A 24,270-nucleotide genomic window follows, 5' to 3' on the forward strand; every position below is an offset into this window, starting at 1 on the left:
AACAATGGCTTGTAATTTTTTTGAACTTTTTTTTGCCGGATCAATTCGAGGTGTATAAAACCATACGTATCGGAGTTGGAAACATCCACTCTGAAGCGGTTTCTAACCGGGTTCTTTCTCAATCAGTCCTTTCTGAATGCCTCGGGTCACTTTCGGCGGCTTTCCTGTTACCTGATACGATTCGTTTCGTATTGGCCTTGGAATGCTCCTGATACATCCAATGAGGGCAACCATTTGGCTAGGGCGCAATATGGCGACGCAATCGGGCTGTGAGGTTCGGTTACGCTGGTTTGACAGGCTGGCGATTAGGCGAAGGGTTTAGACAGGCATAACCATAAAGACCTGTATCGGCGAAGGTTCCGGCTGAAAATCACCTAGGGCACGTTCCTAGGAGGGATTAGGCGAAAAGGCCAAACGGATGACAAGTAGAGACAACCTTGCAACCTGTCCAAAGGGTAAAAAGACAAGGGTTTCTGAGAAGTTTTGGAGATATTGACGACAGGCAAATGCCTGTTAGGTGGCGGAAACATAGCTGGCGACGCAGGAGGGAACCTAACGGGGACTGACTTGCTGGTCTTAAATCCACAACCGCGACAGGCAAGAGATTGAAACGGAATTTTCGCTATTCCGTTGAACCTAACAAAGCGATTGCAAAAGAGATTTTACGACATGGAACGGTGCGGTCACTGACCGCACCGTTTTGCTTTTGGCCTTCCCTTGCCTGCCCCCTTGGCTGGCAACGGCGGATCAAAAGCGAAAGGAAAAATCATGGTTGCATATCTGCACGGATCAAAAGCCAAGGGCTGGACGCTGACAATTTGCAAACAGCCTTGCGCCGGACCGGAGTTTAGCAACTCTGAGAAAATCACGGTTTCCGGCAAGCGTGAAGCAAACAAAATCTGCAAAGAACGCGGCATAAAGCCTTGGAATTGGTGAAGTTTTTCAGCCTATGGGCAAGCAATGCCTTGCCCATATACGGGAAAACAGCCCGACAACTTAAACCCAGAAAGACCGAAGGGAATATGATCATGGCAAAGTTTGAAATTCTGAACGCAAAAGCTCTTTCCGCTGCTCTGAAAACCCGTGGCAAGGCCATTGCAACGTTCAAAGAACGCGAGCACCAGCTTGCCGTCTCCTGTATCAATCACGCTGCAGAAAACGGCCGTGCTGACCACCTGAATACCCTCCTCGAAATGACCCCGGGCAATTATCGCCTCGGCCTGATCAATTGGGCTTGCGAGTTCGGGAACGTGTCCTACGACTCGAAGGAACGGACCTTCAAAATCGCAAAGAAGAAAGAGGCCAAAATCGCGGCAAGCATGGATATTGCCCCGGCAGACTTCCAGAAGGCGAAGAACAGCAAGCCGAAGGCCGCGTTTAATCAGGTCACCTATCTGGAAAACGCGCTCAAGAAACTGACCGAAGAAGAAGGCGTTTCCCCTGCCGTCCTGCGCGGCATGAAAGACCTCCTGCGCCTCGCTCAGCAAGAGGCAGAAGGCGTTGCGCCGAAAAAGGCCAATGCGCCGAAGCACAAGGGCGGCAAGGTGCTCGAAACCGTCCCGGCAAAGGTCAAGGGCAAGGCCGTTGCAATCAAGTCTAAGGCCAAGCCGGAAACCGCCCCTGTCGTGGAAGCACCGGCAGAAGTGGCGCAGGCCGCCTAATCCATCCCCCTGACCTGATAGGGCGTCGGTTTTCCGGCGCCCTTTCCTTGCCCCTCTGCGAGCGCCTGCGGGCGTTCCCACGGCGGCAAGCCTGACGCGCTTAACAGCCCGGTCCAGGTAGCGCCTGACACCCCCAAATTTTCAAAATCGGAGAAAGTCATGACTCGGAGTCTGTCCGCAATCTGGCTGGCTGCGGCTATCGCCGTGCCGTCTGCCGCCTCAGCTATGGAACCGGGCACCTACGCCCTCGCTGCTTTCGCTGAAGACACGTATTTCGCAATCACGGACCTGACGCTGCCCTTCTCGCAGGACGTCATCCAAGCCGACCTGCCGAAGGCCGCCTGCGTCCGGATCTCTCGCCTCCTGAACGCACATGGCGGCCTGACTGCCTGCGTCCCCGTTCCCGACACGCCCGAGTGCGCAATCGCGCACAAAAGGCCGACCGACGAAAACATCGTCGCCTGTTTCGGCCCTGCCTTCCCCCTTCACGACTGACAATGCCCGACCGTAGGCCTCGAAAGGATCAATGCCGTGACCCGCCTGCATTCCACGCCCCCGAGCGACACGCCCGCCCCTCTGCACCACCCGCATTACGAGACTGCCAAGGCTCGGCAGTATCGCGCCTTTCAGGAGGAGGTCCGGGCGGATATCGCCCGCTCTGACGCTCAGCGCGCCCGCCTGACCCGCGCTCGCGTTCTTGAGGCGTATGCATGACCGACTTCCCCGTGCCGACGCCTGACGCCCCCGCTGACGCCGTCGCGGATTGGGTCGAGAAGGCCGACGCCATCGCTGACCAGCATTTGAACGCGGCCTGCACGTCGCACCGCACCCACTCGCAAAAGCTCTTCCGGCTCGCTGCCGAGACCTATGAGGCCATCGCCAGCTACCTGGAAGGCCGCGCCCTCTTTCCCGAGAAAGCCCACCAGTCCCGCGTCCTCGCCTTCGCCTGCCGGCAGGGAGAGTCTTCCGGCTTTCTGGACCTGAACGCCCGCCCCTTTGATACCCGACATTGACCTTTGGAGACTGCAGAAATGACCACGATTTTCGCAAAAATGCTCATCGCCGCTGAAGGCTTTTTGACTGCCTACCGGTCGGACCTGACCGAGCACGACGCCGCCTGCTGCGCGAAACTGAAGGCGGGTGACGCGGGCGTCTGGATCTGCCGCCCGTCGGGCACCAGCATGATCACCTTCCCCACCCCTTTCGCCGAAGCCGAGATCAATCAGCTTGCCGCCTTTCAATCCAACATGATCCACGTCCATGCCATTCACCCCGGCGCACACTGGTACACGTTCACGGTCACGCAGGATGGCGGCATTGGCCACCTGACGCCTGTTTCCGCGACCGGGGCCATGCTGTTCACGGCAAAGCGTATCGAGGAGGTCAACCGCCGCCCGATCGCACCCGTAAGGCTTGCCGCGTGAACTCGCGCCTCAATCTCCACCGCATTGGCGATTGGCTGGCCCTGCTCGGGCTGGCCGTCTTCGCCTTCTGCCTGCCCGCGCTGTTCTTCCTCGCATGAAGCACTTCAGCGAGCGGCCTTGTGCGGCCGACGGCCTGACCTCCTATCGGTACGATGGGCGGTACGGGCCAATCATGATCGGCGCGGCTGATCATGCCGACGCTTTGGAACAGGCGCGGCAGTCCACAGTGCACGTCACCCCGCAAAAACTGAAAATCTGGGATGGCGCTCGATACGTCCCCGCCTTCAAACGGCTTCAAGCCTGACCCCGAAAACAGGAAAATGACAATGGCGAACGCGTTTGATACGCTCTCCTATGCCCGCGACCTTGAGAAGGCGGGCGTTCCCCGTAATCAGGCAGCCGCACACGCGGATGCTGCCAGGACCTACGTGATGGCGGACCTCGTGACGAAAGAAGACCTCAGGCTTGCTCTTGAGAGCCACGAAAACAAGATGACCATGCGGATCGGCTCGATGCTGGCCGCCGTGGTCGGCTTCTACGTTCTGTTGGAGAAGCTCTGGACCTAAACCTTTCCGACCACTCCATCTGAATGCATGGCGCGCTCCACCGAGCGCGCTTTTTTTATGCCAAGGGATCAACCGCATGACAGACCCGATCGCAATTCGTGACCGTTTGCACGGCTTCTACACCGAGCAGGACGGCGGTCCGTTCTATATGTGCACGCCACGTCACACGCGCCTCGCCGAAGGCTTCTACAAATCTCTGAACGCCCTCAAGGCTGCGCAGTGGTTAGCGGGAATGCCTATGCCCCGCGGCTGGAAGGTGACCCGGATGAATGACCTGTTTGCCGAGGTCGATTGCGGGCAAGAAACTCTCGCCACCATCTGGATCCGCGAAGCGCTGGCCTTCTTTCCCGACTGCCTCTCCCGGCTTCCTGTCCCCTCTGATCACACGGACTGACAACCATGAACGCTCCCGCACTTGCGACGCCGCTCCCGTGCGGCGAATTTACGTTTGACCAGCTTCCCGATAGCGCAAAGGAACATGCGCTCGACAACTGGCGGCGCGATGGCCCGCATGACGAATGGTACGATTACACGATCGAGGATTTCGTGCGCATCGGTGAGATGATCGGCATTTCCTTCAAGACCCGGCCGAGCCGGCTTTATTCCGGATCAATCGTCCAAGAACCGAACGTCTTTTTCACCCTCGCATATTGCCAGGGGGACGGCGCGTGCTTCGAGGGAGATTGGACGCCCCCCTCCGACCCGTTCGCCGCACTGTCGAGCATCATTGAGTACGCACCGAGAGACACTCGCCTTCTCGAAATCGTCTTCAGCATCATGAAGGTTGCCGAAGAGCTCGGCCCGAACAGCGACGAAAACGGGCACGTATCCGTCACCATCTCCCACCGCGGCGCTTATTACCATGAGCGCAGCTGCCAATTCGACAGCCATGAAACCAGTTTAGCGACCGCATACGACGACTGGAACGAGCTTCAACAAATGGTCTGGGACCGCCTCGCTGAGAAGCGGGGTTTCTTCAAGGCCGAAGACACAATCAAAGAGCCGATGATCAAACTCATGAAGTGGCTTTATGACCGACTGAGCGACGAGTACCAGTACCTGACCAGTGACGAGGCGGGCCGCGAAGAACTCGCCGACAAAGTGTTCGACTTCGAAGGAAACGAGCTGACATGAGAAAGCCCCACGCGCAGCTGAAACTGTCCGTCTTAGACCGGCTGACCGGCGCACTGCCGGAGCGCCTCAGATACCGTTGCCGCATCCAGCTCTGGCGCTGGCGACAGGTCGCAAAACGGATGCACATTGGCCTGAAATACGCCGCAGGCACACTCACCGAACCGGAGGCTCGGGATCTCCTTTGGGAGGCGGAGCAGATTGCGGGCATCCAGTCCCTCGAGTCTTACGGCATCCAGAGCTTCACGACTGAAGTGCTGGACCGCTTCGGCATAGACCTGGACGAGGCACCCGAATACCGCAAGCTCGCGAAAGAGGCGATCGCCCGCATGGGGGGGCGCTTCGAGAGCGCTGGTCACCAGCGCGATGTCGCGGCTGAGTTCTCCATGGAGTTCTTCATCAAATACTGCAACGACGACGGACTAGCCCTCAAGGAGGACGCATGACACCAAACATCACGAACGCCGACCGCGCCGAGGTCGCCTTGGTTGCCGTTCAGGCCTTTCAACAGACCGATTACCCGGAGGGAATTCTGGAACAGGACATCCGGGACCTGATCACCAACCTTTGCCACCTCTACCGGCGCGAATGCCTCGACGATGAAACGAACCCGGTGAGTAGCATCGAGGAGATGCTGGAACGGTGCGCCTCGATGCACGACGCGGAAGTCATCGAGGACGATGAGGAGTAGCAGTACCCGCCAACCAACCTTCATCTACCCGCCATTGAGCGGGTTTTTTTGTGCCTGAAAGGACCTGCCATGAACATGATGAATACGCCTTCTGCCTCTGCCACTCTTGCCACCCGCGCCATGCTGGTGTCCCTGTCCATTTCGCAATGGTCCGGGCGCCGCCTCGACCGTGAGGTCACCGATGAGGTGAACAGCTCTCACAATGCTGCGAACGATGCCGGCCGGTACAACAAGCTCTTGCTACCGAAGGAGGCGTTGAAGGACATCGTCTCGATTGTCAGCGAAACCCGCACAGGTTTCACCGAGCGGACGTTGCCGTGGATGGATGGCGGTACCCGCATCATGGCGGCCGACGCCTACATGGCCCATTCATCCTGGCTCAACAAACAGCAGGCGAAATTCAACGCTGCGGTTGACGACTTCCTCCTCTCCTACCCTGCCCACGTGAACGCGGCCCGTGCTCGCCTCAGCGGCATGTTCAAGGACGAGGACTACCCGGACGTCTCCGATCTCCGCGCCAAGTTCGGGATCGAGATCAAGATCCTGCCGGTACCGACGTCTGAAGACTTCCGGGTCGATATCTCGGACGCCCAGGCAATCTTCCTTCGCAACGAGATCGAGCGGAACGTCACCGAAGCCACCCGGCTTGCTGTTCGGGACGTCTATGGACGGATTGCCGAGGCGACCAAGCGCATGGCTGAGAAGCTCAAGGCCTACAAGCCGGCAACTGGTACCGGCAACCGAGCAGAGGGTGTCTTCCGCGACTCTCTCGTTGAGAACATCCGCGACCTGATTGGTCTATTGCCGGGTCTCAACATCACCGGGGATCCGGAACTCGCGAAGATGGCAGATGCGCTGAAACCACTGGCCGTTCACGATGCCTCGACGCTCCGTGAGGACGCCACCCTGCGAACCAGCGTGGCTGAAGAGGCTGCTGCAATCTTCGCTAACGTCTCGGACTACATGTCGTGAGACTGGTCGAACCGGCGACGGTGCAGCATATGCGCCGTCTCCTGATCCGCATGCAATCCGAAGTCTTGGAGCACTGCGGCGGGGCCATCTCCGACACGCTTCGGGCGACCATCAACGAAACCGATGCGCTGATCTGGAAAACGATCAACGCCAACAAGGCTGACATCATGGACGGTGAAGACATCTGCGCCTGCCAGAACTGTGATTGGCGAGGCACGATCGCCCAATGCGATCCTATACAGGACATTTTCCAGCGTGTTGCCCCAGGCGAAACCATGCCTGCCGGCGAATGCCCCGATTGTGGGGCTCTCACACAAGTTTGCCGGCAGGAAATGAAGGAGGCGGCCAATGGGTGACCGTTGCTGGGTCAACGCCCGGATCGGAGGGCACATTGCAAGCAGAGAAGCATTCGACCGACTGCTGGGGCAGATCAACGACGACGGTGGCGAGCCGATGCACAGCGAAAATATGCGTACCGAGTTCCTGAGTGCTATCGATCACCCAACTAATCTCGAGTTCAGCTTTTTTGGCGTCAACGACGGTGCGTTGCGTTGCCTGGAAGATCTTTGTTCGGAACTTGATCTTTATTATCAAGCGGACAATGGCGAAGGAGAACATTACACCGCGGCCTGCAAGGCAATTGTTCCCAAAAACTCAAGCTGCAAGTACGCCGGTCACAGGTTCCACTACCCGGCTTCCGAAGCTGAACCCATGCTCTCAGCCGCTGCCATCAGACGCCACCTCGACGCCGGGACCTTGACCGAAGAATTGCGGAGGATGGATATCGCAGGCGGCAGCGAGTTGCCTCCAATTTCCGCTGCAGTCGAGGTCGTCGCATACCTCCGGATCAATCCAAAGGCGGAAGCAGCATGAGCAATCTGCGCGTTGTCACCGTCCACATGGAGGAGACGGTCTACTACAGGTTCGATGTCGAAATTCCGGCCGACACCGAACTGACAGAGGAGACCGTCGCTGCCGAAGCCGAAGCGCACTTTTGCGCGAACGGTCCCCAGGATGGCTGGTTCATAGGCTGCGACGAACGCAAGGTGACCAGCTTTACCGAAGCTGATCAGAGATCCTGACCAGAACACCGATATCTCTCCAAACTCAGCCGCCTCTGTGCGGCTTTTTTCTTGTCTGAAAGGATGATCACATGAACCTCAACGAAGCCTCCGAAACCCTTGAGATCCTGCTCGACGCCGACACACCCGCCATGCTCTGGGGCGCAGTCGGCATCGGCAAGTCATCGATCGTGAAACAGGTCGCAAAAAAGCGCGAGCAGAAGGTCATCGACTTCCGTGCTTCCACCCGTGACCCGGTCGCCCTCATGGGCCTGCCTGATATCACCGGTGACACCTCTCGCTGGAAGGTGCCGGATGAATTTCCCAAGGTCGAACGCGATGGAGCCGAGGGCATTCTTCTCCTTGATGAGATCAACGCCGCTGCACCGTCGATGCAGGCAGCCTGCTTCGGTTTCGTTCTTGACCGGCAGGTTGGCGAGTACAAGTTGCCGGAAGGTTGGCGGATCGTAGCTGCTGGCAACCGGCAGTCTGACCGGGCGGCAGCTCAACGTATGCCGTCCGCTCTCGCCAACCGTTTCGCGCACATCGATGTCGAGCCCGACGTCAAGACGACCACTGACCACTTCAACGAGATCGACCTGTCACCGGTCGTCACTGCATTTCTGCGGTTCCGGCCCGAGCTGCTGCACAAGCCTGGCAATGGTGATGCGCGGTCGTTCCCGACACCCAGATCGTGGGAACAGGCGGCGAAGTTCATCGACGCTCCGGAAAAGCTTCGGTTCGGGCTCCTTGCCGGCAACGTCGGCGAGGCAGCTGCAGGAGAGCTGGAAGGCTTCATCCGCACCTACCGCAATCTACCTTCGATCGAACTGGTGCTCGCTAATCCCAACAGTGCGCCCGTGCCTGAGAAACCGGACGCACGGTTCGCTATCTCTTCCGCTCTCGCTCGGAAGGTAACTGAAACCACGATCGCCAATGCCTGCGCTTACATGAAACGGCTCCCCCGGGAGTTCACGATCAGTTTCATGGTCGATGCGGTTCGACGGAGTGCCGGCCTGTCACACACGGACGCATTTGTGCAGTGGTCCACTGAGAACCAGGACGTCGTGTTCGGATGAGCGAGCTGATCTGCGGTCCAATCCAATTCGATTGGCGCTCCGATACTATCGAGAGGAGCGACCGGTTCACTTGGTCCTTCATCGGGTTCACCGAAGACACGGTGAGGCGTCGCCGCCTCACCTTCAACACCAAGACCCGGAAGTTCTCTTCCTCAATTCAAACCAAACGAGACCGGGAGTTGGCGCCAGATAACCAGCGCCACCTCAGGACAATCTACTTACCTTCCTGTGTCCGGCTGAAGGATCTTCCCGGCGCAACACCCACGGAACGGCTTCGCTCCATGCTCAGCGAGAAGGAGGTCGCCCATGCCCTGTCCCGATCAATCAACCGATAGACTGCAGGAGGCCAGATGGTTGCTCTTCGTTATGTTTGGGGCCCATTCAAGAAGGAGCGCTTCGACAAACGAGGCGAAATGAGCTGGCATTTCAATGCCATTCGCGTCGATCACACCACGGCGCACTACAAGCTCACCTATCACGCGGCCCTTAGAGCGTTCAAAGCCTCAAACGTCCCGCTCTCAAAGTCCACGAAGGCTCACATTGAACACCCTGACATGTTCATCGGTTCGGATCGTTCGAAAGATCCTCCGGTGAAGGAAGGGAAGCTCAACAAGATCCTGCGTGATTTGCTCACCCAGGCAGATCTCGCGGAATGCACGGCGATGTCAATTCTCCATGCCAACAAGGAGTTTCTATAAAGATGGAGATCGAAATCTTCTCGCGATCGATATGCCTTACCGATCAACAAGGCTATTTCGTCTGGCTATTCGACATCAGGAAAAACAAGGTCTCTCAACCCGAACGATACCAACTCAAATACCGGACTGAAAAGAGAGACTTTCGCGTATCGAACGTCAAGGTGCTGGTGCGGCTGAAGATCGACGAGAACAAGTCCTCCATCCACACAGGCCGTAGTCTTCGAGACATATTCAAATCACTGCTGTCCGACGAGGATATTGCCAAGTGTGCTCGCGCCTCGTTAGTGAAGGCGAAGTCGTGATGGTGACCATCCATCGGCTGACCATCATCAGCCATCGCACCATCAAAAATCAAAAGCCGCACTGGTATTTTACAGGCTTCCGCTATCACACAAAAGCGATGGCATGGGCGCTGTCCTATGACCCAGAAACGCGGCGGTTCGCTGCGAGGCAGGTCGCTGTAGCAGCGCTTCAGCGAGGCGAGACCCCGTTCCGCCTCACCAACATCACCGCGAAAGCAAAGTCCATTTCCGCGGCGCTACGTTCTCAACTCTCGCAAGACGATATCGCGTTTTGTACGCGCCTTTCCATTACGAGGAACATGACATGACTCCGGCAGACAAAATCCTGACGGCTCGCACCGCCTTGCTCTGGGACCATCCGTTCTTTGGCGCTCTCGCCATAGGGCTGCAGACAGTCAACGCCACCAATGATCCATCGATCACCACAATGGCAACGGACGGAACGCACTTGTTCTACGACGACAAGTTCGTGGCCGGCCTCAGCAAAGAGGAGTTGATGTTCGTCCTTGCCCACGAGGTATTGCACAACGCCTTTGAGCATCATATTCGGCGACAGGATCGCGAGCCTGGCAAGTTCAACAGAGCCTGCGACTACGCGATCAACGGCGAGCTGGTCGCTACCGGCGTTGGGAAGATGCCGGTCCTCGGTCTGATCGACCCACACTTCACCGGGTTGGGAGCCGAACAGATTTACAACATGCTTCCTGACGAGGACGGGGACGGCTCAAGCAATGGTGACGGAAGCGGTTCTGGATCAGGCAGCTCAGCCGACCCGGGTGGATGTGGTGGCGTTCTTGACGCCGCCCCCAGCCATGACACCGCAGCTTTGTCTAAGGCCCGCGCTGAAATGCAGACGAAGGTGCGCATGGCTGCCAATCTTGCGAAGGCTGCGAACCAAGGCACCCTTCCCGCTGCGGTGCAAAGAATCGTCGACAGCCTTCTGAAGCCGAAGGTCGATTGGAGAGCTGTCCTCCGACGTTTCGTCGATGAGTCTGTGACCCGCGACTTTTCGTGGGCTCGCCCGAACCGACGTCTTCTGCCCCATGGCTTCATCACGCCGGGAACAATTGCCGACGGCGTCCCTCACGTTTCCATCTGCGTCGACACCTCCGGGTCGATCGACGATGAAATCCTGGGCGCATTTGCAGCTGAAGTCCGCGGTGCCCTGGACGAGGGTGCGGTCGACGCTATCACCGTCGTCTACTGCGACGCAGCGGTCGGGAATGTCGACAACTTCGAACGCGGTGACGAGCTTGCCTTGCACCCCACCGGTGGCGGCGGGACAAGGTTCAGCCCCGCTCTCCGGTACGTTCGGGAGAAGCAGCCCGATACCAAGGCAATCATCTATCTCACCGATCTGCACTGTAGCGACTTCGGCCAGGACCCAAGCATCCCGGTACTTTGGGGCGTCTACGGTCGCGACAAGGACTTCGATAGCCTTGCCACTCCCTTCGGTGAGTTGATCCAGATCCAAGAAAATCTGTGAGGTTCCCATGCCCATCTACTACGTGAACGGCACCACCACGACAGGCGGCTGTGACTTCAGCATGTTCGTGGAAGCCGACAAACCGAAACAAGTTCCGGCTATCTACAGTCGCGACGTGCCGGAATTGTACGGCGTTTACGAAGAAGAACTTGTCATCAAGGATATCTTCGAAGTCCCGCAGCCCAGCGGCCGGATGAGAACTCTTCCCTGGAGCGACACCGAAGGCGTCTGGTCGGTCAAGGACATGGCGATCGAACCCATCAGCAACTTCACCATCGTCGGCCGGGCTCATGGCGATGATGAGGCGACAACGATGGTCTTCAACGGCGTCACCAACTCGGATGCCTTGGAGAAATTCACCCACGCCCTCCGTCCGCATTTGGCAACCCTAAAAATCCTGCGGGAGCAGGAACAGAACCCCGATTGGGAAGGCGTCCACATCGACGCGGTCATCGAATCGTCAGCGGAAATGACGTTAACCTAATCCACGTCCACCACCTGACATCCCGACACGCCGGCCAGTGAGCCGGCTTTTTTTATGGAGAAACCAATGAACAAAGTGCACCCGGTTGAGGACTGGCAATCAGAGGTCGTCAATGGTGAAACGAGGCTGGGCTATGCCGATTGGGTCCAGGTGCAGGATGATGCCACGAGATCTGCAGTGAGGTTTGACCTGAAGGGGGCGGTCGACATCATCGACTCTGCCGCCGTGTCCTTGATCGGCGACAACGGCGATGTGCCTTCCGAACTCCCCGGTTTCGCGGCGGCAAAAACACTCCTCCAAGAAGAGATCTCCGTCCTGGCCGGTGAAAGCCGACCGAAGAAGGATCCGACATTCACGTCCCTGCAGATGGAGGCAGCCCTGTGCGTCTGGGAATGGATGCTGGAGAACAGGCATGACCTCAGCAATCAGGACGTCTTGCAGCGTTTGAAAAGCTCCAATGCACACGACATCATCAATTTGAACGCTACCTGGGACGGCAACGGCAGCCCTACGATGCGGGATCTAGCACGCCACGCCGGCGACATCGTCCTTGCGGTTCATGAACGCATGATCGCTGAACACTTCGATTGGGATGCTCCTTACGATTGGGAGTTTGTCCCTGCGGTTCTACGGCACATCGATTGGGACAACCTGAACTCTCGGCACAGCTACGGTGGCGAGGAAGACGATGTCCACGATATCGAGGCGATCTGGGAGCACATCAAGTCGCATGAAGCCGATAACCTCAGCGAGTTCGACCCAAAGCTGAGATGGATCTCCGAAGCTTTAGCCTACGCTCATCGAAAGTACAGCTGCAGAGACATCGTCGAAGGTCACCCTGAGATGGCAGACCAATCCTACCTGGATGGTGAGAGCCCTCGTCAGTATGTCGATGATTTCGCTCGGAAACATGATCTGGACGTTCCGCGGCAATAGCCATGGAGACCGGCAGAAGCATCGGTGATGCAATATTGGAGCGTGTCTACGCGGAACTGCATGACCCCTACCATGTAGATGTGGCCAGCCTGATCGCAACTTTCGAGGAATACCGACCCAGGATCGACACCCGTGAAGACCTCGTACAGCTCGAGGAAGACATCGATGACCTAACCAGTGCATATCAGACTTGGTCGAAAGGTCGCATCTATCCGGTCATCGTTGATTACGAGGCGGTGCCGGTCACCTTTACGGCAGCAACCGTGAGAGTGAAACACGGTGTGCCTGAAGCAGAATACTCGAATTGCGCTCTGCTGCCTTCGCACGGCCTCCGATACACAATCCCGAAAGTCAGAAACAAAACGACGAACCTTGAGGAGCACTAAATCTGTATTGCCTGATCACCGAGGACGACGGGATCGCCACGCTCTACGAGCTGACACCACCCGAACGCTTGACGGTCATCGCTCAATCTGTGCTTCAGCCGCCCGGTTCTGAGATGACACACAAGCTCGTCGACCACTCCACCGCAATGCGGCATGTCCGAGACGGCGGACGATTTGTAACCGAACGGCCTGCCAACCTCGGTGCGCTGGCCGTTGTCACCCCTCTCTATGACCCGCCTTTGAGCGGGTCTTTTCATATGGAGACACCTTCAATGAACGCACCTGTCACCATCGAAAGTCACCTCGTCCGCGTCGAGGCAGCGGATCTCTTGTCGCGGATGACCGCGGCACTTCGGACAGTAGAGACGAAAAGTCCTGTCCCTATTCTCACCACCGCTCTGATGCGCGTGAACAAGGGCAGCTTAGAAATTGTCACAACCGACTTGGACCAGATCTACAAGGCGCGGATCGATGCTGAGGCATCGAGCAAGTTCGAGTTCACGGTCCACATTGATCGCCTGCTGAGGATCCTTCGCAAGTGCGACAAAGGCTCTCTGATTGATATCGAACTCGTTGAAAACGGAAACGTGCGCGTACAGTCTGGAACCTTACGCATGAACTTTGGCGGGCAGCTTCCCGCCACGGACTTCCCAACTACTGACGACATCGGCGGCGATGCAAGGCTCGGCCCCACGCAGTTCATGGTACCTGTCCCTGACCTGCAGCGCATTCTCAAGAAGACGAGTTCGTGCGTCAGCAAAGAAGAAACCCGGTACTACCTGAATGGGGTTTTCATCCATGTGCCGGAAGGACAGACAGCCATCGCGTTCGTCGCGACCGACGGTCACCGTCTCTGCCGTGTCAATCTTCCGTTGGAGGGTGAACTCGATGAGGCTCGTGCTGAAGGATACATCGTTCCCCGGAAAGCGATCGCTGAACTTCTCAACCTGCTGAAGAAGCGGCCGGATACCGATGCGGTGCACGTCAGGCTCTCGAACTCTGGTGCCGCGTTCTTCTTCAGTGATGGGCAGGAGCTTGTCACCAAGCTCGTCGACGGCACCTTTCCTGACTACACCCGTGTACTTGCACCGGTCACCTACGAAGGACCGACAGCGGATCCGACAGATGTTTCCCGGGCAATACGCTTGGTCTCACTGATCGCAGACAAGAAGGGACACAAGGTCAGCCTTGAGGCCAATGATGACGGTGTGAACGTGCTGTGCGCCTCCGGTACCGACACTGCGGTGCAGCCGGTCTCCGCATCCGGGGGTGTCGGGAAGGAGTATTGCTTCAACGGCGACTACATGACGTCGATCCTGCAGAACATCGAAGGTCAGGTGACGATCGATGCCCCGAACTTGACTAGCCCCATCGCAATCACGGACAGCGAAGATGAAGACGCGCTGTTCGTCTTGATGCCGGTGAAGAAGTAGGGACTACCCCTTCTTCTTAACCAGGTCCGCAATGTCCTGGCCGTACGGACCATAGTCTTTGTAGATGTCAGAGCAGAAGGCGGAACGGTCTCCCTGAGCCTTCGCATCCCACTCATCCATGATGCTGAAATACTTCTCACGGACCGGCGACTCGTTCGGGTCGACGCCCGTCTTCAGCTCGACGACATCCCAAACCAGATCCATCGTGTTGAACTGCGGGACGACTTCGGCCTTGCAGTATTCGCTCGAGAGCGTCACCCGGGCGAGAGCGCTGAGGATTTGATCCTCTTCAAATTTCACAATCGATGTCGCTGACGCTTGTCCCGCAACGAATGCGGACGCGAAGAGCACGGCGAACGGAAACTTCTTCATCAAAAATCCCTCACTCAACATGGTTCATGTCTGTCCGACAGGTGCCGTGTTGTCAACCAACAGGTGTGCAATCATGAATGCTATCGTCGCTCGCAAGACAGTAGAAATGGTGGTCGCTGCTCGTGATCAGGCCATCCAGCTCTACGAGGCTGCCTTTGAACGGGTTGCGGAGGCCGATGAGGCTCTGAAGCAAGCCCGCCTTATGTGGAAGGAGGCGGCGCCGTCCTTCGAGGGGCGCTACTACGATGCCGGCGAAGAGACCAAGGCCTTCTTCAAAGTTGTCGCGATGCCAGATCGCGATCAGTACCTCGCGACAGCGCGCCGATTGATCGACGTCACAGTCTGGCAACACGTCGTCGAGGTCAGCGGCATTGAAGACCTGATGGACACAACGGAGAAAGAGAAGCTCCGGACGCAAATGCAATACCGGTCCCCGCGGTTCAAGACCGCCAACAAATTCCTCGAGGACCTGGAATGGTGCCTGAACTACACGAGGGAACACATTGACGGAGACGACCCCTACTACGGCGTGCGCTGCTTCACCAAACATGTCGCTCAGGTGAAGGAAGACCCCGAGACGGTTGAAGCGTTGGGCAACGACGGGATCGAGAAGGCAAAGCAGATCGCCAACGACCTGGTCGCTGCTGCCTCCACGATAAATGGGCACAGCCACTTCGTTGAGAACCTCACGGTCTCCGTCGAAGAACTCCACACTGCTCTGACCAATCCTCTCGGATTGCCGCCTGTCACCGTTGAAAACATCATGGCGACATTGAACGGGCTACTTGGCCAATCCAACGAGATCTTCCTGCGCGGCGTAGCCACGTCCTTCGCGTCTCTGGACCGGCGCTTCCGTTCTCATGACGGTTTCAAGATCGGGTCCCGTGTCATCATCGACCGCCTCTGCGACGATTACGGAACAATCAGGTACGGCAGGAGAGAAGACACGTTCCTCGACATTGAGCGCATCTTCAAGGTCCTCGATGGCGGTAAGCCTGGCGCGCTTTACGGGAGCATCCTCCATCAGATCCGGCAGGACCGCGGCTGGGGTTCATCCCAGACGGAACACGAGAGCGACTTTTTCAAGGTTCGGATATTCAAGAACGGAAACGCACACCTGTGGTTCACCCGCAAGGACCTTGTCGAGAAGGTGAACAAATGCCTGGCTGAGTATTACGGCGAGGTCGTCGGCGACGGGATGACGAAGGAGGAAGATCCCCTCAACAATCCGAAGACCACCCCTGCCCGCTACTACGGTTTCTTTCCGACCCCGGAAGACGCGGCTTCGACCACCATTGAGGAAGCACAGCTGGCTATCGCCAACGACGCTGCACCTTTGAGGATCCTCGAGCCGTCGGCCGGCACGGGCAACCTCGCACGACCGGCAGCAGCGGAGAGGATCCATCGGATCCCGCGTTTGGTCCCTATGGACAACGGTAGACAGCGGTACGATTACGACGAGGTGCCCTATCAACACATCGTTGACTGCATCGAGCTGCAACCTCACCTCGCCAACGCCCTCGAAGCAGACGATCGCTTCAACCGCGTTATGTGTGCCGACTTCCTGTCCGTAGCACCCGACCCGATCTACGACCGGGTCATCATGAACCCGCCTTTCGATCGAGAGCGCGACATCGACCACGTGGTGCACGCTCTCAAGTTTCTGAAACCCGACGGGCGTCTCGTCGCGATCATGTCTGCCGGTACCGAGTTCCGCGAAACCAAGAAAGCCCAGGCATTCAGAAAGCTCGTCATCGACAACCTCGGTGGCGCGTTCAAAGACCTGCCGGCAAATAGCTTCAGCTCCGTTGGAACCAACGTGAACACGGTCGTTCTGCGGGTGAACAACAACGGCAGCAAGGTCTCGAGATACTTCTGACAGGAGAACCGATCGTCATGTCTGACGCTTCTCAACCCGACATAGATCTTGACGCACCACCCGAGGTGCACGTTCGAACGCTCCTGAAACAAGCGGAGGCCCACTTACACATGGTCGTGGCATACGGCCTGGACGCAATAACCGACAAGATAGACCGCGACCACATCAGGGATGCACACAACCTCCTGAAGACTTCGCTTGGTTACAGCAAATGAGAGATGACAGATGAAAAACCAGATGATGATCGATAGATTGAACGAATTGCTGAAGGAAGCTGAGAGCGGCAACATCACGAGCTTCGCCTACGCAGCTTTCCGCAGAGCAGAGAACGTCATGTGGGGGCATGTCTCTTGCGGATGCAGCGAACTGAGCACCGGCAGTGTGGTTCTTCAGAAGATGGCTATCGAGTCATTGGTGGAAGATAAAGAGCTGCCGGATGACGGTGATACCGCCAAACTTTAGATCGCTTGAGGACTTTCGCTTCCGCATCCCCGCGCTTCAATAAGCGGCTTTCAATCCTAATCGGAAAGAAATACCTAGGCGATTATGAAAGCGATATCGATCTCGACGCTGCAGGAAATCAAGGATCATGGGCACCAGTTGTCGATCTCGTGCAACCGCCCATGGTGCAACAACTACAGCTACCTGGACCTCGAGAAACTTATCGACAAGTTCGGGCCCGACTACCATGCGACCGGCAACCCTGACTTTGTCCGTCGATACATCTGCTCAAGATGCGGCAGCAAGAACGTCCAGCTCACTGTCCATGCGCCATGGCAGCGAAAACTCGACTGATACCTGACCTCGGAGACAACTCCCATATGAACGGAACCAAACGACACAAGGCCCCAACCTTCCGGCTGTGGGCCCTGCGCATGGGGTTCGACGCCCCGACTTTGAAACGTGCCGGCGACCTGCTCGGCATGAAATCTCGGCTGGTAGCCTCTCGCTCGTTCAGTGGAGCGAGAGACGTGACCAAGACAGAGTTGCTTGCTATGTCCGCAGTGCGAGCGGGTCTGAAGCCTTGGAGCCTGGACTACGACGACGAGCTACTGAAGGTTCGCGAGCAGGTTGCTCCGTCCAACGGCGGCTGAAGTCCTCTTCCATGATGTAGCCGAGTTCAGCTGCAATCGCATCCAAGCCGAATCGTAGAGCGAGGAGAGTTTCTTCTCGCTTCGATTTGCGATCCTTGTCCTCGATGTCGAACCATTCGTCCTTGCAGACAACCGCTTCAACAAAACCGAACACCCATGATGCCGGCATGGCCGTGCGAACACGCCCGATGATCTTGATGCAGTCGAGCTGGAAGCTCCTGATATCTGCAGGTCCGAAGCCACCGCCCCCGGTCCCTTCCCAGGACGGTGACTTGAGCGCCTTTACCTGGGCGCCGTCGATCAAGTCGCGAAACCTGATGGCTGTGTGGTAGCGAGCACCCGCTGCCCCTTCCTCATCCCCCTCACCTTCGAGTTCGCCGCGGGAAACCACGTACTCGAGCGGGCTCGACGTCACGTTCAGAACCAGTGCACCGCCGTCGTTGAGCAGGAACGATCGGCCCAATCCAAACGTCGGGCTCGAGCCCTCAGCCTCGACGAACGAGCGCTCAATCGCGGCGTACATCTTAGTCCTGAGGATTTCACGATCAGGTTCGCGGCCATAGAAAGCGATTAAAGGCAGAGAGCTGATGCTCTCCACCTTCCGCTTCCGTACCTGCGCGAGGCGCTGCTTGAGACTTTTTCCTGTCGACAATTCTACCCCCTTTTCTGCGCCTTCCTGAGCGGTACGATCGTGGTGGGGACGTTGACCAGTCGCCCCCCATCTATCGGCTTCCCATCTTCCCCGGTCCGCATCGCAAGAAGATCATCCAACGCCGCCTGCCGCTCTGCGTCCGACATCCCCGATCTATTTGGGTAGGGAGAGCGGTTTACCAGACCGGCGACCTGCTTTCGCCTGATCCCCAGAGAGACTGCGATGCTCTTCTCTGAGAAGCCTACGACCCACATCACCCAAGCGATGTACCTTTCCGCCTCGGTGTAGGTTTTGTTTCGCACCGCCACTTGTCTCGTCCTTCTTTTTGAAAAGTTCTTCGGCCTGTTTCCTGGCCGTGCCGACCACCTCACCGTCTCTGACGAGATGCCCGTTGATGTAGCTGAGCAGATGTCGCGTTGCTGTCTGGAACGCTATGAACTCGCTGGCGAACAGGACCGGCTTCCCTCGCTTGCCGAGGATCGGCTTGAGGCCGCCGTCTCTGTCGAGCCTCAGGTAGCCGATGTATCCTCCGATGACCGGGAGCACCTGAATGTCGTATTTGTTCAGATCCATGGTCACACCGGCAGCATTTGTTGATCGGCTTCAGTGGGGAGGTCATTCACACGGGTGTTTGCCCCGTCCCAATTGAAGATTCTGAAGTCTCTGGGGTCACCAAAGCGGTCTTTGAGTTTGTAAATTTCGATTGTGCCTTTGGCGTCTCGTACCTTGTCTTCCCATTCTATTTTTGGCTTTGCATTCCGGGTCACTGGCGGATTTCGAACTAGCCAGGCGTGCCGGTTGAAGTTTGCCAACATCAGATCAGCGTGCTCTTCCAGCGAGCCACCGAAGAAGTCTTCCATCTCAGGCTCCGGGCTTTCTTCACGTTGCCTGCCAGCTTTCGTGAGCTGACAAAGCACAATGAATACGGCATCAAGAGACTTGGCTAATTCTTTGAGATCTCTCGCATTTTCGTAGGCCGCTTTCACGGGATCCATGTACCCCTTCTCGTTTCGACCGAGAAGTTTCAGATGGTCGACAATGAACAGCTTGGTGCCGTACTTCCGCTTGTGCGCATACGCCTGGAGCTTCAGGTTCGTGATGTCCATCCGCTTCGGGGTGACAATCAGCAACTTATTGAGACTGAAGTCGTCTCCTGCTTTCCTGATCTGCTGGGTCTGTTCGGGTGTCATGCCAGACATAACATCCCGCGACCGAACTCCTGTGTGATGCTGGGTCGCGCGAGTGACCATCGCCTGACCACTCATTTCAAGCTGGAAGAGCGTTGTTGGTTCTGTTTCCCCTGTATGAATAGCCTGCTGAATAGCCACCGCCGTTTTTGCGGACCCTGGGCCGCCACCCCAGAGGAGCAATGACCCCAGCGGGATGTCTCCCGTCATGTATTCAATTCCCCTCAAAACCGGTTTGATGGCTATCGCGCCAAACTTCCGGTCTTCCGAGGCGTCAGCAATATTCCGGAGGTTGGAACTGATCGTGCTTTCCATGCCCGCCATGTTCGTGTTGGAGAGATCGGCGAGCTTCTGAGCTGCACGGTCAATCAACCGATCGGGATCGAGGTTCAGATCCTTCGACGCTTTGAGCAGCTGTTCTGAGAATGCGACAAGATCCCTGCGTTTCGCGTCGTTTGCCAACTCCTCTAGGTAGTCTCCTACCGGGAGGTATTCCTCCTTGCTCGCAATGTGCTGAAGAGCGGAGAGGTAAGCGTCGACATCTTGCCCACTTGCGAGAGAACCGATCCTCGATGCAACAATCCCTGTGCGGATTGCCTTTCCCGTACAGGCCAACTCGTTGATCACCGCGTATATCTTCTGGTGGTCGTCGGACTGGAACAGCTTCAATGAGAGGAGTTCTTGAACGTTCCAGAAGTTTTTCTCGTCGAGCAGGAACGCACCGAGAACTATCTTTTCGATATCATTTTTCGCCACGATCTTTTTCCAGTTTTTTCTTGCAGTTGTAGACGTCGAGCCAGTCGTCGGGCGCTGGCGATGGGAAGACGCGGACCTTCACGCCTTGCTCTTCTGCGCGCTGCTTGAGCTTCAGCGCCGCCTTGTCGCCTGGGGGCTCGTCAACCTTCTCGGATCCGACCACTGGCCGATGGCGGTCACCGTCCGAATAGATGTCTAGTTCCTCGACTTGAGGAGGCAGGATTAGTCCGCCCATGCCGGACGTGGAGAGAGTTGCCCACACGCTGGGAAACTTGGTGAGGCGCTGCACACCCATCGCTGTCTCTATGCCTTCAGCAACGACAAGCCGCTTGCCGACGGGCCCCAAACGCACAGCTCCACCACTGGCGGGGCCGAGACCAAGTTTGATCTTCTTGCCCTGTTCGTCCGTGAGAGCATGTCCGTCTTTGTCGAGGAAGATTCGCCAGATCGCTGTTAGCTTGCGGTCAGGGCCTTGGACACCACCAACCAACGCCGGATGGGCGCTGCCACCAAGGCGCAAACCGGGATGAAACCGCAGGCTCGGTGGCCAGGAAGAGAAACCTTCCTCGCTCAGGTCAATGCCTCGACCGACGAGATACTTCTCGGCAAGGGTCACAGCCAGTGGGGTTGCTTCCTGCCAAATGAAGCGGACATCTGTCGCCCGCTTACGATCGTTGGCTTCAGCCTGTTGCTTTCGCTCCTCGGCTTTGGCATCGGACTCTGCCTTGGCCTTCGCCCATCGCGCCTTCTCTTCTGGTGTCAGATCACGCTTGGTAATCCCGAGGTACTTGCTCTTTGCGAAACGAACGGCTTCACCATGGCTTTCAAACCCCATGGCAAGTTCAATCAGCGCAACGAGATTGCCACCGGTCTTGTCGCCGAACTGGCCCTGCCATCCACCGACCATGCCCTGGCGAGCGCCAGCAACGTGAACCGAAATCTTTCCGTGGCAGTCGCCTTCCCAATAAACACCGCGGCGCCGGCCGTTCGGGATGCAGTCACTGGCGATCTGTTCTGCGTGGTCGTTCAGAAGCTCGACGATCTGTCGATACGAAAGGTCGTCCCCGCTCACAGAAACGCCTCCTGCCGATACGCTTTGCCCTTACCAAAGGCATAGTTTGGCTCATAGATAATACGCAACGCATCGAGACCGCACAGAGCTTCGGCCTCATCGTCACTACCGTACGACCACCCGTTCTTGTCGCAGTAGTCCTTCGCTTGCTGCTTGAACCATTTGGAGCGGAGGGGCTGCGTGTTCAGCTTTTCCCTCATCTCCTTGGGAACCGCCGTTTTCCCGTGGGTTTTCGATCTCCAAGTTTGAATTGGAATGATCTCAGGCTCGCGCAGTTTCATTGTGTAGCAAATGGTGTGGGCGACCGAGTACCAGCCAGCCGTAAAGGCAACCTGATTGCCATCGATATGGCCGTTGTGGTCAACAATGGTCAGCATTTCGAGGGCGAGTTGCGGGTCTGGGAGAGAGTTGAGCTGACGGCGTAGGACGTTCGCGTAGTCAGCGAAGACCTCGCCATGTCGCTCCTGCCGGAAGCTCCAGGTCCCGTGCCGAAGGCTGCCGCCGCCCGCCAGGCACATCGAGAAGCCCATCGACCGGCCCGGGTCGAGAAACATGTAGCTTCCTGGGGCATCAGACATGGACGGTCTCTCCTGTCAGCCAATGAAACGTGGTTGCGGTGTGAGGTGAGCTGTTGTCCCAAACGAGCCAACAAAAGTCAGGGGATCCGTTCTTGGCCTTCCCGCCGCTGGCGAGGTATTCGCCGGTCGGACAGGACGGTCTGGGAGTGATTATGTAGATCCTGTCAGGCGGGTGATCGCGGAAGAGAGTCATTGCCCTCGTCTCTCCGCCAAGGAACCTGACTTCGGTATAGGCAGCCACCTTCCCGCGTGTCATCGCAATGGCCTTGCGAATGAATGCTTCAGTTCCGACGCCCTTATAGAAAGGCGGGTTCATGAAGATGTTGTCGAAGGGACGGATCTGTTTCTCGTACGACATGAAGTCGAGGATGCCGAGAAACCAAGGCGGTGTTTCCGCTCTATCGACCATGTCAGTGCCCGTGGCGCGATATCCCGCATCGATGCATGACTTGACGATGTTTCCGCCGCCGCAGCATGGGTCGTGGATGCGGCCGACGGGGCGTTCGAAATTGAGGAGCTGTGCGGTACAGCGCTCTGGCTCAACATACCAGTCGAGAGGAGACCTCGACCAAATCTTAGCGTTCTTTTGCTTGACGGCAGGCACGTGCAAGTTCCCGGGAACGAATATGTTTAGGAGAGAGCCCTATGTGGGCGAGGAAACGAGCCGAGGAGCCCCGGCTCGCTATCGGCGATCAGTCGTCGCCGTCTTCGTCGTCGGTTTCATCCTCGTCGCTGCCGTCTTCGTCGGCTTCGCCAGTCAGAGGATCCGAAATTGCCTTCGCCAAGTCCTTGTTGATGAAGGTGTTGCCCTCGTTGAAACCGGACTGCCAGGAATTGTGTTCTTCGGAACCCGGCTGATACGGGTTGCTCATTTCCTGACGCAACCGGCCCGCTGCTGCACCTTCTTCGAAGGCACGGTCAACCATCGGTGTGCGGTCCTGATCGAGGAAGTCGAGCTGACGACCCAGGGCATGGCCAAATAGTTTCGCGATACGGATCTTGCGCTCAAAGTCAGCGATGACTTGCCCGACATCCTTGTCCTGCAGGGACTTGGCGAAATCGAAATCCTTCTTCGTCCAGCCAATGTCCTTCAGCCGCTTATACAGAGCACTCAGGTTTCCCTTCGTGCCCGCCATCGTGCTGTCCAGGCTCTTCACTTCCGTGAACGCCTTCAGGAACTGCTGATCCTCGTAGAGTTCCTGCTGCGTCTTTTCATTGTGACCGCGCGCCATTTCAAACGTCCTCCGTCTCGGTGGTGGTGGTGGCTACCTCGTCGAAAACGGGAACAAGCTTCCGCTTGAACGTTGCCCGCTTCGCCATCTCAGGCGTCGGGACATCGATCTTCCGATCGCGAGCGAGAAGGTAGATGCACATGATGAGCGGGCCGCTTTTTTGGTCGGTGCCGGTTTCGGCACTACGAATCGGAAAGACCGATACGCCAAACCGCCGTCCAAATTCAGCGCGTGTATCGCCGATGGACTTCCTGATGAACGCGCATTGCTCCGCGGTCAGGTGAAAATCATTATCGGGGTCGAAGATATCCTGCGGGATCATGGCAAAACCTGTATTTTTAACAACCGGAAAGGATCGATAATATACGTTACGTATTGTGTCAATACGTTTTGAGTAGATTGTTGCAGGAAACAGGTGGGTGCAGTACCAAAAGAATAATTAGTAGGAGTTTGAAATGACAAAGAGCATCGCAACCAAGCGACTGAAAGCCGCCAGGGAAGCTGCGGGGTTCTCAAGTGCCGCCGAAGCCGCTCGATATATGGGCGTCAATCAGGTGACATACACATCGCATGAAAACGGCGCCCGAGAATACGATCGGGAGGCTGCCATTACCTACGCAAAGTATTTCAAGGTCACTCCTGAGTGGCTCGTGTTCGGTGTGGGAGAGTCGTCAGACGATTCTTCATCAGTCGCCGCAATCAAGGAAATCGATCTTCGCCGACTGGAAAGCTGCAAGACGCTGGACGAGGTGAAGGCTGAGAGCAGTGCACAGTGGCGCATACCTGCCGAAGTGATCGAGGGACAGTTCAGGATCCTGGACAAAGCCCCGATGATCGTTGAGGTACGAGGCGATTGGATGGTCGACAGCTTGGAACCGACATCCTCGGAAAACCTGCATGCCGGCGACAAACTGATCGTCGATACAGCAGACAATCGCCCGAGCCCTCCCGGCGTGTTTGTTGTCTGGGATGGCGTCGGTCTCTACCCTTCGAAGGTTGAGATCCTCAACGGCGAAGGTGGGATCACTTACGCACTCGTTCCTCGAAACGCCCGCTATGAGCGCACCTTCCACAAACCCGACGAACTCTCCATCCTCGGCCGCGTGAAGGCAAAAGTAAGCAAGCTCTAACGTCCGAC

38 protein-coding genes are annotated in these 24,270 nt (G+C 57.1%); 29 read left to right on the plus strand and 9 right to left on the minus strand.

Translation table 11 applies throughout. From position 1 onward, the window contains the following. Positions 1-768: 768 nt before the first annotated feature. The 24 genes from ACO07N_RS23595 (at position 769) to dnaN (ending at position 14,310) form a co-directional block, all read left to right on the plus strand. Positions 769-936, plus strand: coding sequence for a hypothetical protein (locus tag ACO07N_RS23595; RefSeq protein WP_421983361.1), 168 nt, complete (start codon positions 769-771; stop codon positions 934-936). Further along, positions 924-1,661: a hypothetical protein gene (locus ACO07N_RS23600; RefSeq protein ID WP_421983362.1), complete on the plus strand. Its 738-nt coding sequence runs from the start codon at positions 924-926 to the stop codon at positions 1,659-1,661. Before ACO07N_RS23595 ends, ACO07N_RS23600 begins: the two co-directional genes overlap by 13 nt. A 159-nt stretch (positions 1,662-1,820) precedes the next feature. Then, entirely contained in the window at positions 1,821-2,156 is a 336-nt protein-coding gene (locus ACO07N_RS23605; RefSeq protein WP_421983363.1) for a hypothetical protein, read from the plus strand. A 215-nt stretch (positions 2,157-2,371) separates the two neighbouring features. After that, entirely contained in the window at positions 2,372-2,674 is a 303-nt protein-coding gene (locus tag ACO07N_RS23610) for a hypothetical protein (protein ID WP_421983364.1), read from the plus strand. 18 nt (positions 2,675-2,692) lie between these two features. Beyond that, on the plus strand, positions 2,693-3,085 hold the full coding sequence (locus ACO07N_RS23615; RefSeq protein ID WP_421983365.1) for a hypothetical protein: 393 nt from the start codon (positions 2,693-2,695) through the stop codon (positions 3,083-3,085). 326 nt (positions 3,086-3,411) lie between these two features. Beyond that, positions 3,412-3,651 carry a hypothetical protein gene (locus ACO07N_RS23620; RefSeq protein ID WP_421983366.1) on the plus strand — a complete coding sequence of 80 codons (240 nt, stop codon included), beginning with the start codon at positions 3,412-3,414 and terminating at the stop codon, positions 3,649-3,651. 76 nt (positions 3,652-3,727) lie between these two features. Further along, positions 3,728-4,045, plus strand: a complete 318-nt coding sequence (locus tag ACO07N_RS23625) for a hypothetical protein (RefSeq protein ID WP_421983367.1) — start codon at positions 3,728-3,730, stop codon at positions 4,043-4,045. Positions 4,046-4,050: 5 nt separating this feature from the next. Then, positions 4,051-4,785 (plus strand): hypothetical protein, encoded by a 735-nt coding sequence (locus ACO07N_RS23630; protein WP_421983368.1) that lies wholly within the window; start codon positions 4,051-4,053, stop codon positions 4,783-4,785. Beyond that, positions 4,782-5,228: a hypothetical protein gene (locus ACO07N_RS23635; RefSeq protein ID WP_421983369.1), complete on the plus strand. Its 447-nt coding sequence runs from the start codon at positions 4,782-4,784 to the stop codon at positions 5,226-5,228. Before ACO07N_RS23630 ends, ACO07N_RS23635 begins: the two co-directional genes overlap by 4 nt. Next, on the plus strand, positions 5,225-5,473 hold the full coding sequence (locus tag ACO07N_RS23640; protein WP_421983370.1) for a hypothetical protein: 249 nt from the start codon (positions 5,225-5,227) through the stop codon (positions 5,471-5,473). The genes ACO07N_RS23635 and ACO07N_RS23640 overlap by 4 nt, the downstream gene beginning before the upstream one ends. A 69-nt stretch (positions 5,474-5,542) precedes the next feature. After that, positions 5,543-6,445, plus strand: coding sequence for a hypothetical protein (locus ACO07N_RS23645; protein ID WP_421983371.1), 903 nt, complete (start codon positions 5,543-5,545; stop codon positions 6,443-6,445). Next, complete coding sequence (locus ACO07N_RS23650) at positions 6,442-6,801, plus strand: hypothetical protein (protein WP_421983372.1); 360 nt, start codon at positions 6,442-6,444, stop codon at positions 6,799-6,801. Before ACO07N_RS23645 ends, ACO07N_RS23650 begins: the two co-directional genes overlap by 4 nt. Then, a complete protein-coding gene (locus ACO07N_RS23655; protein ID WP_421983373.1) occupies positions 6,794-7,318 on the plus strand; it encodes a hypothetical protein in 525 nt (174 codons plus the stop codon). Before ACO07N_RS23650 ends, ACO07N_RS23655 begins: the two co-directional genes overlap by 8 nt. Further along, a complete protein-coding gene (locus tag ACO07N_RS23660) occupies positions 7,315-7,527 on the plus strand; it encodes a hypothetical protein (RefSeq protein ID WP_421983374.1) in 213 nt (70 codons plus the stop codon). The genes ACO07N_RS23655 and ACO07N_RS23660 overlap by 4 nt, the downstream gene beginning before the upstream one ends. Before the next feature lie 71 nt (positions 7,528-7,598). After that, a complete protein-coding gene (locus ACO07N_RS23665) occupies positions 7,599-8,585 on the plus strand; it encodes an AAA family ATPase (protein WP_421983375.1) in 987 nt (328 codons plus the stop codon). Beyond that, positions 8,582-8,920: a hypothetical protein gene (locus ACO07N_RS23670; RefSeq protein ID WP_421983376.1), complete on the plus strand. Its 339-nt coding sequence runs from the start codon at positions 8,582-8,584 to the stop codon at positions 8,918-8,920. Before ACO07N_RS23665 ends, ACO07N_RS23670 begins: the two co-directional genes overlap by 4 nt. A 15-nt stretch (positions 8,921-8,935) precedes the next feature. Beyond that, on the plus strand, positions 8,936-9,283 hold the full coding sequence (locus tag ACO07N_RS23675; protein ID WP_421983377.1) for a hypothetical protein: 348 nt from the start codon (positions 8,936-8,938) through the stop codon (positions 9,281-9,283). Positions 9,284-9,285: 2 nt separating this feature from the next. After that, the gene (locus ACO07N_RS23680; protein ID WP_421983378.1) at positions 9,286-9,585 is read left to right on the plus strand and encodes a hypothetical protein; all 300 of its coding nucleotides are present in this window, start codon (positions 9,286-9,288) and stop codon (positions 9,583-9,585) included. Beyond that, complete coding sequence (locus ACO07N_RS23685; RefSeq protein WP_421983379.1) at positions 9,582-9,893, plus strand: hypothetical protein; 312 nt, start codon at positions 9,582-9,584, stop codon at positions 9,891-9,893. Before ACO07N_RS23680 ends, ACO07N_RS23685 begins: the two co-directional genes overlap by 4 nt. Continuing rightward, positions 9,890-11,071: a DUF2201 family putative metallopeptidase gene (locus tag ACO07N_RS23690; protein WP_421983380.1), complete on the plus strand. Its 1,182-nt coding sequence runs from the start codon at positions 9,890-9,892 to the stop codon at positions 11,069-11,071. The genes ACO07N_RS23685 and ACO07N_RS23690 overlap by 4 nt, the downstream gene beginning before the upstream one ends. Before the next feature lie 7 nt (positions 11,072-11,078). Continuing rightward, positions 11,079-11,555: a hypothetical protein gene (locus ACO07N_RS23695; protein ID WP_421983381.1), complete on the plus strand. Its 477-nt coding sequence runs from the start codon at positions 11,079-11,081 to the stop codon at positions 11,553-11,555. 66 nt (positions 11,556-11,621) lie between these two features. Beyond that, a complete protein-coding gene (locus ACO07N_RS23700; RefSeq protein ID WP_421983382.1) occupies positions 11,622-12,491 on the plus strand; it encodes a hypothetical protein in 870 nt (289 codons plus the stop codon). 2 nt (positions 12,492-12,493) lie between these two features. Next, positions 12,494-12,877 (plus strand): hypothetical protein, encoded by a 384-nt coding sequence (locus ACO07N_RS23705; protein ID WP_421983383.1) that lies wholly within the window; start codon positions 12,494-12,496, stop codon positions 12,875-12,877. A 272-nt stretch (positions 12,878-13,149) separates the two neighbouring features. Further along, positions 13,150-14,310, plus strand: a complete 1,161-nt coding sequence (dnaN, locus tag ACO07N_RS23710; protein ID WP_421983384.1) for a DNA polymerase III subunit beta — start codon at positions 13,150-13,152, stop codon at positions 14,308-14,310. A 3-nt stretch (positions 14,311-14,313) separates the two neighbouring features. On the opposite strand, the gene ACO07N_RS23715 is transcribed toward dnaN, so the two are convergent. Beyond that, positions 14,314-14,682, minus strand: a complete 369-nt coding sequence (locus ACO07N_RS23715) for a hypothetical protein (RefSeq protein WP_421983385.1) — start codon at positions 14,680-14,682, stop codon at positions 14,314-14,316. Between the two features lie 73 nt (positions 14,683-14,755). Here ACO07N_RS23715 and ACO07N_RS23720 point away from each other — a divergent pair, with 73 nt between their 5' ends. The 4 genes from ACO07N_RS23720 to ACO07N_RS23735 all read left to right on the plus strand — a co-directional run bounded on the left by ACO07N_RS23720 (position 14,756) and on the right by ACO07N_RS23735 (position 17,356). Continuing rightward, positions 14,756-16,561, plus strand: a complete 1,806-nt coding sequence (locus ACO07N_RS23720) for a DUF4942 domain-containing protein (RefSeq protein WP_421983386.1) — start codon at positions 14,756-14,758, stop codon at positions 16,559-16,561. 17 nt (positions 16,562-16,578) lie between these two features. Beyond that, positions 16,579-16,776: a hypothetical protein gene (locus ACO07N_RS23725; protein WP_421983387.1), complete on the plus strand. Its 198-nt coding sequence runs from the start codon at positions 16,579-16,581 to the stop codon at positions 16,774-16,776. Between the two features lie 10 nt (positions 16,777-16,786). Beyond that, entirely contained in the window at positions 16,787-17,023 is a 237-nt protein-coding gene (locus tag ACO07N_RS23730) for a hypothetical protein (RefSeq protein ID WP_421983388.1), read from the plus strand. A gap of 84 nt (positions 17,024-17,107) precedes the next feature. Continuing rightward, positions 17,108-17,356 carry a hypothetical protein gene (locus ACO07N_RS23735; protein ID WP_421983389.1) on the plus strand — a complete coding sequence of 83 codons (249 nt, stop codon included), beginning with the start codon at positions 17,108-17,110 and terminating at the stop codon, positions 17,354-17,356. A 198-nt stretch (positions 17,357-17,554) separates the two neighbouring features. Here ACO07N_RS23735 and ACO07N_RS23740 read toward each other — a convergent pair whose 3' ends face one another. The 8 genes from ACO07N_RS23740 to ACO07N_RS23775 form a co-directional block, all read right to left on the minus strand. Then, entirely contained in the window at positions 17,555-18,307 is a 753-nt protein-coding gene (locus tag ACO07N_RS23740) for a hypothetical protein (RefSeq protein ID WP_421983390.1), read from the minus strand. Between the two features lie 153 nt (positions 18,308-18,460). Continuing rightward, complete coding sequence (locus ACO07N_RS23745; protein ID WP_421983391.1) at positions 18,461-18,880, minus strand: hypothetical protein; 420 nt, start codon at positions 18,878-18,880, stop codon at positions 18,461-18,463. Positions 18,881-18,882: 2 nt separating this feature from the next. Continuing rightward, on the minus strand, positions 18,883-20,250 hold the full coding sequence (locus ACO07N_RS23750) for a DnaB-like helicase C-terminal domain-containing protein (protein ID WP_421983392.1): 1,368 nt from the start codon (positions 20,248-20,250) through the stop codon (positions 18,883-18,885). Further along, the gene (locus ACO07N_RS23755; protein ID WP_421983393.1) at positions 20,237-21,322 is read right to left on the minus strand and encodes a DUF7146 domain-containing protein; all 1,086 of its coding nucleotides are present in this window, start codon (positions 21,320-21,322) and stop codon (positions 20,237-20,239) included. The genes ACO07N_RS23750 and ACO07N_RS23755 overlap by 14 nt, the downstream gene beginning before the upstream one ends. Continuing rightward, positions 21,319-21,900 (minus strand): hypothetical protein, encoded by a 582-nt coding sequence (locus ACO07N_RS23760; protein ID WP_421983394.1) that lies wholly within the window; start codon positions 21,898-21,900, stop codon positions 21,319-21,321. Before ACO07N_RS23760 ends, ACO07N_RS23755 begins: the two co-directional genes overlap by 4 nt. Further along, positions 21,893-22,504, minus strand: coding sequence for a hypothetical protein (locus ACO07N_RS23765; protein WP_421983395.1), 612 nt, complete (start codon positions 22,502-22,504; stop codon positions 21,893-21,895). The genes ACO07N_RS23760 and ACO07N_RS23765 overlap by 8 nt, the downstream gene beginning before the upstream one ends. Positions 22,505-22,592: 88 nt before the next feature. Then, on the minus strand, positions 22,593-23,132 hold the full coding sequence (locus ACO07N_RS23770) for a hypothetical protein (RefSeq protein WP_421983396.1): 540 nt from the start codon (positions 23,130-23,132) through the stop codon (positions 22,593-22,595). Position 23,133: 1 nt separating this feature from the next. Continuing rightward, the gene (locus ACO07N_RS23775) at positions 23,134-23,454 is read right to left on the minus strand and encodes a hypothetical protein (RefSeq protein WP_421983397.1); all 321 of its coding nucleotides are present in this window, start codon (positions 23,452-23,454) and stop codon (positions 23,134-23,136) included. A 133-nt stretch (positions 23,455-23,587) separates the two neighbouring features. Here ACO07N_RS23775 and ACO07N_RS23780 point away from each other — a divergent pair, with 133 nt between their 5' ends. Continuing rightward, on the plus strand, positions 23,588-24,262 hold the full coding sequence (locus tag ACO07N_RS23780; RefSeq protein WP_421983398.1) for a LexA family transcriptional regulator: 675 nt from the start codon (positions 23,588-23,590) through the stop codon (positions 24,260-24,262). Positions 24,263-24,270: the final 8 nt, after the last annotated feature.

This window comes from Roseibium sp. (assembly GCF_965229775.1).
Lineage (GTDB): Bacteria > Pseudomonadota > Alphaproteobacteria > Rhizobiales > Stappiaceae > Roseibium.

Coding starts and splice junctions, on each gene's coding strand:
- ACO07N_RS23760 (WP_421983394.1), bottom strand. CDS start 21,900: ATGTCTGATGCCCCAGGAAGCTACATGTTTCTCGACCCGGGCCGGTCG.
- ACO07N_RS23715 (WP_421983385.1), bottom strand. CDS start 14,682: ATGAAGAAGTTTCCGTTCGCCGTGCTCTTCGCGTCCGCATTCGTTGCG.
- ACO07N_RS23730 (WP_421983388.1), top strand. CDS start 16,787: ATGAAAAACCAGATGATGATCGATAGATTGAACGAATTGCTGAAGGAA.
- ACO07N_RS23720 (WP_421983386.1), top strand. CDS start 14,756: ATGAATGCTATCGTCGCTCGCAAGACAGTAGAAATGGTGGTCGCTGCT.
- ACO07N_RS23645 (WP_421983371.1), top strand. CDS start 5,543: ATGAACATGATGAATACGCCTTCTGCCTCTGCCACTCTTGCCACCCGC.
- ACO07N_RS23735 (WP_421983389.1), top strand. CDS start 17,108: ATGAAAGCGATATCGATCTCGACGCTGCAGGAAATCAAGGATCATGGG.
- ACO07N_RS23620 (WP_421983366.1), top strand. CDS start 3,412: ATGGCGAACGCGTTTGATACGCTCTCCTATGCCCGCGACCTTGAGAAG.
- ACO07N_RS23615 (WP_421983365.1), top strand. CDS start 2,693: ATGACCACGATTTTCGCAAAAATGCTCATCGCCGCTGAAGGCTTTTTG.
- ACO07N_RS23625 (WP_421983367.1), top strand. CDS start 3,728: ATGACAGACCCGATCGCAATTCGTGACCGTTTGCACGGCTTCTACACC.
- ACO07N_RS23610 (WP_421983364.1), top strand. CDS start 2,372: ATGACCGACTTCCCCGTGCCGACGCCTGACGCCCCCGCTGACGCCGTC.
- ACO07N_RS23675 (WP_421983377.1), top strand. CDS start 8,936: ATGGTTGCTCTTCGTTATGTTTGGGGCCCATTCAAGAAGGAGCGCTTC.
- ACO07N_RS23745 (WP_421983391.1), bottom strand. CDS start 18,880: ATGGATCTGAACAAATACGACATTCAGGTGCTCCCGGTCATCGGAGGA.
- ACO07N_RS23635 (WP_421983369.1), top strand. CDS start 4,782: ATGAGAAAGCCCCACGCGCAGCTGAAACTGTCCGTCTTAGACCGGCTG.
- ACO07N_RS23700 (WP_421983382.1), top strand. CDS start 11,622: ATGAACAAAGTGCACCCGGTTGAGGACTGGCAATCAGAGGTCGTCAAT.
- ACO07N_RS23660 (WP_421983374.1), top strand. CDS start 7,315: ATGAGCAATCTGCGCGTTGTCACCGTCCACATGGAGGAGACGGTCTAC.
- ACO07N_RS23665 (WP_421983375.1), top strand. CDS start 7,599: ATGAACCTCAACGAAGCCTCCGAAACCCTTGAGATCCTGCTCGACGCC.
- ACO07N_RS23775 (WP_421983397.1), bottom strand. CDS start 23,454: ATGATCCCGCAGGATATCTTCGACCCCGATAATGATTTTCACCTGACC.
- ACO07N_RS23670 (WP_421983376.1), top strand. CDS start 8,582: ATGAGCGAGCTGATCTGCGGTCCAATCCAATTCGATTGGCGCTCCGAT.
- ACO07N_RS23595 (WP_421983361.1), top strand. CDS start 769: ATGGTTGCATATCTGCACGGATCAAAAGCCAAGGGCTGGACGCTGACA.
- ACO07N_RS23640 (WP_421983370.1), top strand. CDS start 5,225: ATGACACCAAACATCACGAACGCCGACCGCGCCGAGGTCGCCTTGGTT.
- ACO07N_RS23725 (WP_421983387.1), top strand. CDS start 16,579: ATGTCTGACGCTTCTCAACCCGACATAGATCTTGACGCACCACCCGAG.
- ACO07N_RS23690 (WP_421983380.1), top strand. CDS start 9,890: ATGACTCCGGCAGACAAAATCCTGACGGCTCGCACCGCCTTGCTCTGG.
- ACO07N_RS23630 (WP_421983368.1), top strand. CDS start 4,051: ATGAACGCTCCCGCACTTGCGACGCCGCTCCCGTGCGGCGAATTTACG.
- ACO07N_RS23655 (WP_421983373.1), top strand. CDS start 6,794: ATGGGTGACCGTTGCTGGGTCAACGCCCGGATCGGAGGGCACATTGCA.
- ACO07N_RS23780 (WP_421983398.1), top strand. CDS start 23,588: ATGACAAAGAGCATCGCAACCAAGCGACTGAAAGCCGCCAGGGAAGCT.
- ACO07N_RS23770 (WP_421983396.1), bottom strand. CDS start 23,132: ATGGCGCGCGGTCACAATGAAAAGACGCAGCAGGAACTCTACGAGGAT.
- ACO07N_RS23680 (WP_421983378.1), top strand. CDS start 9,286: ATGGAGATCGAAATCTTCTCGCGATCGATATGCCTTACCGATCAACAA.
- ACO07N_RS23695 (WP_421983381.1), top strand. CDS start 11,079: ATGCCCATCTACTACGTGAACGGCACCACCACGACAGGCGGCTGTGAC.
- dnaN (WP_421983384.1), top strand. CDS start 13,150: ATGAACGCACCTGTCACCATCGAAAGTCACCTCGTCCGCGTCGAGGCA.
- ACO07N_RS23605 (WP_421983363.1), top strand. CDS start 1,821: ATGACTCGGAGTCTGTCCGCAATCTGGCTGGCTGCGGCTATCGCCGTG.
- ACO07N_RS23705 (WP_421983383.1), top strand. CDS start 12,494: ATGGAGACCGGCAGAAGCATCGGTGATGCAATATTGGAGCGTGTCTAC.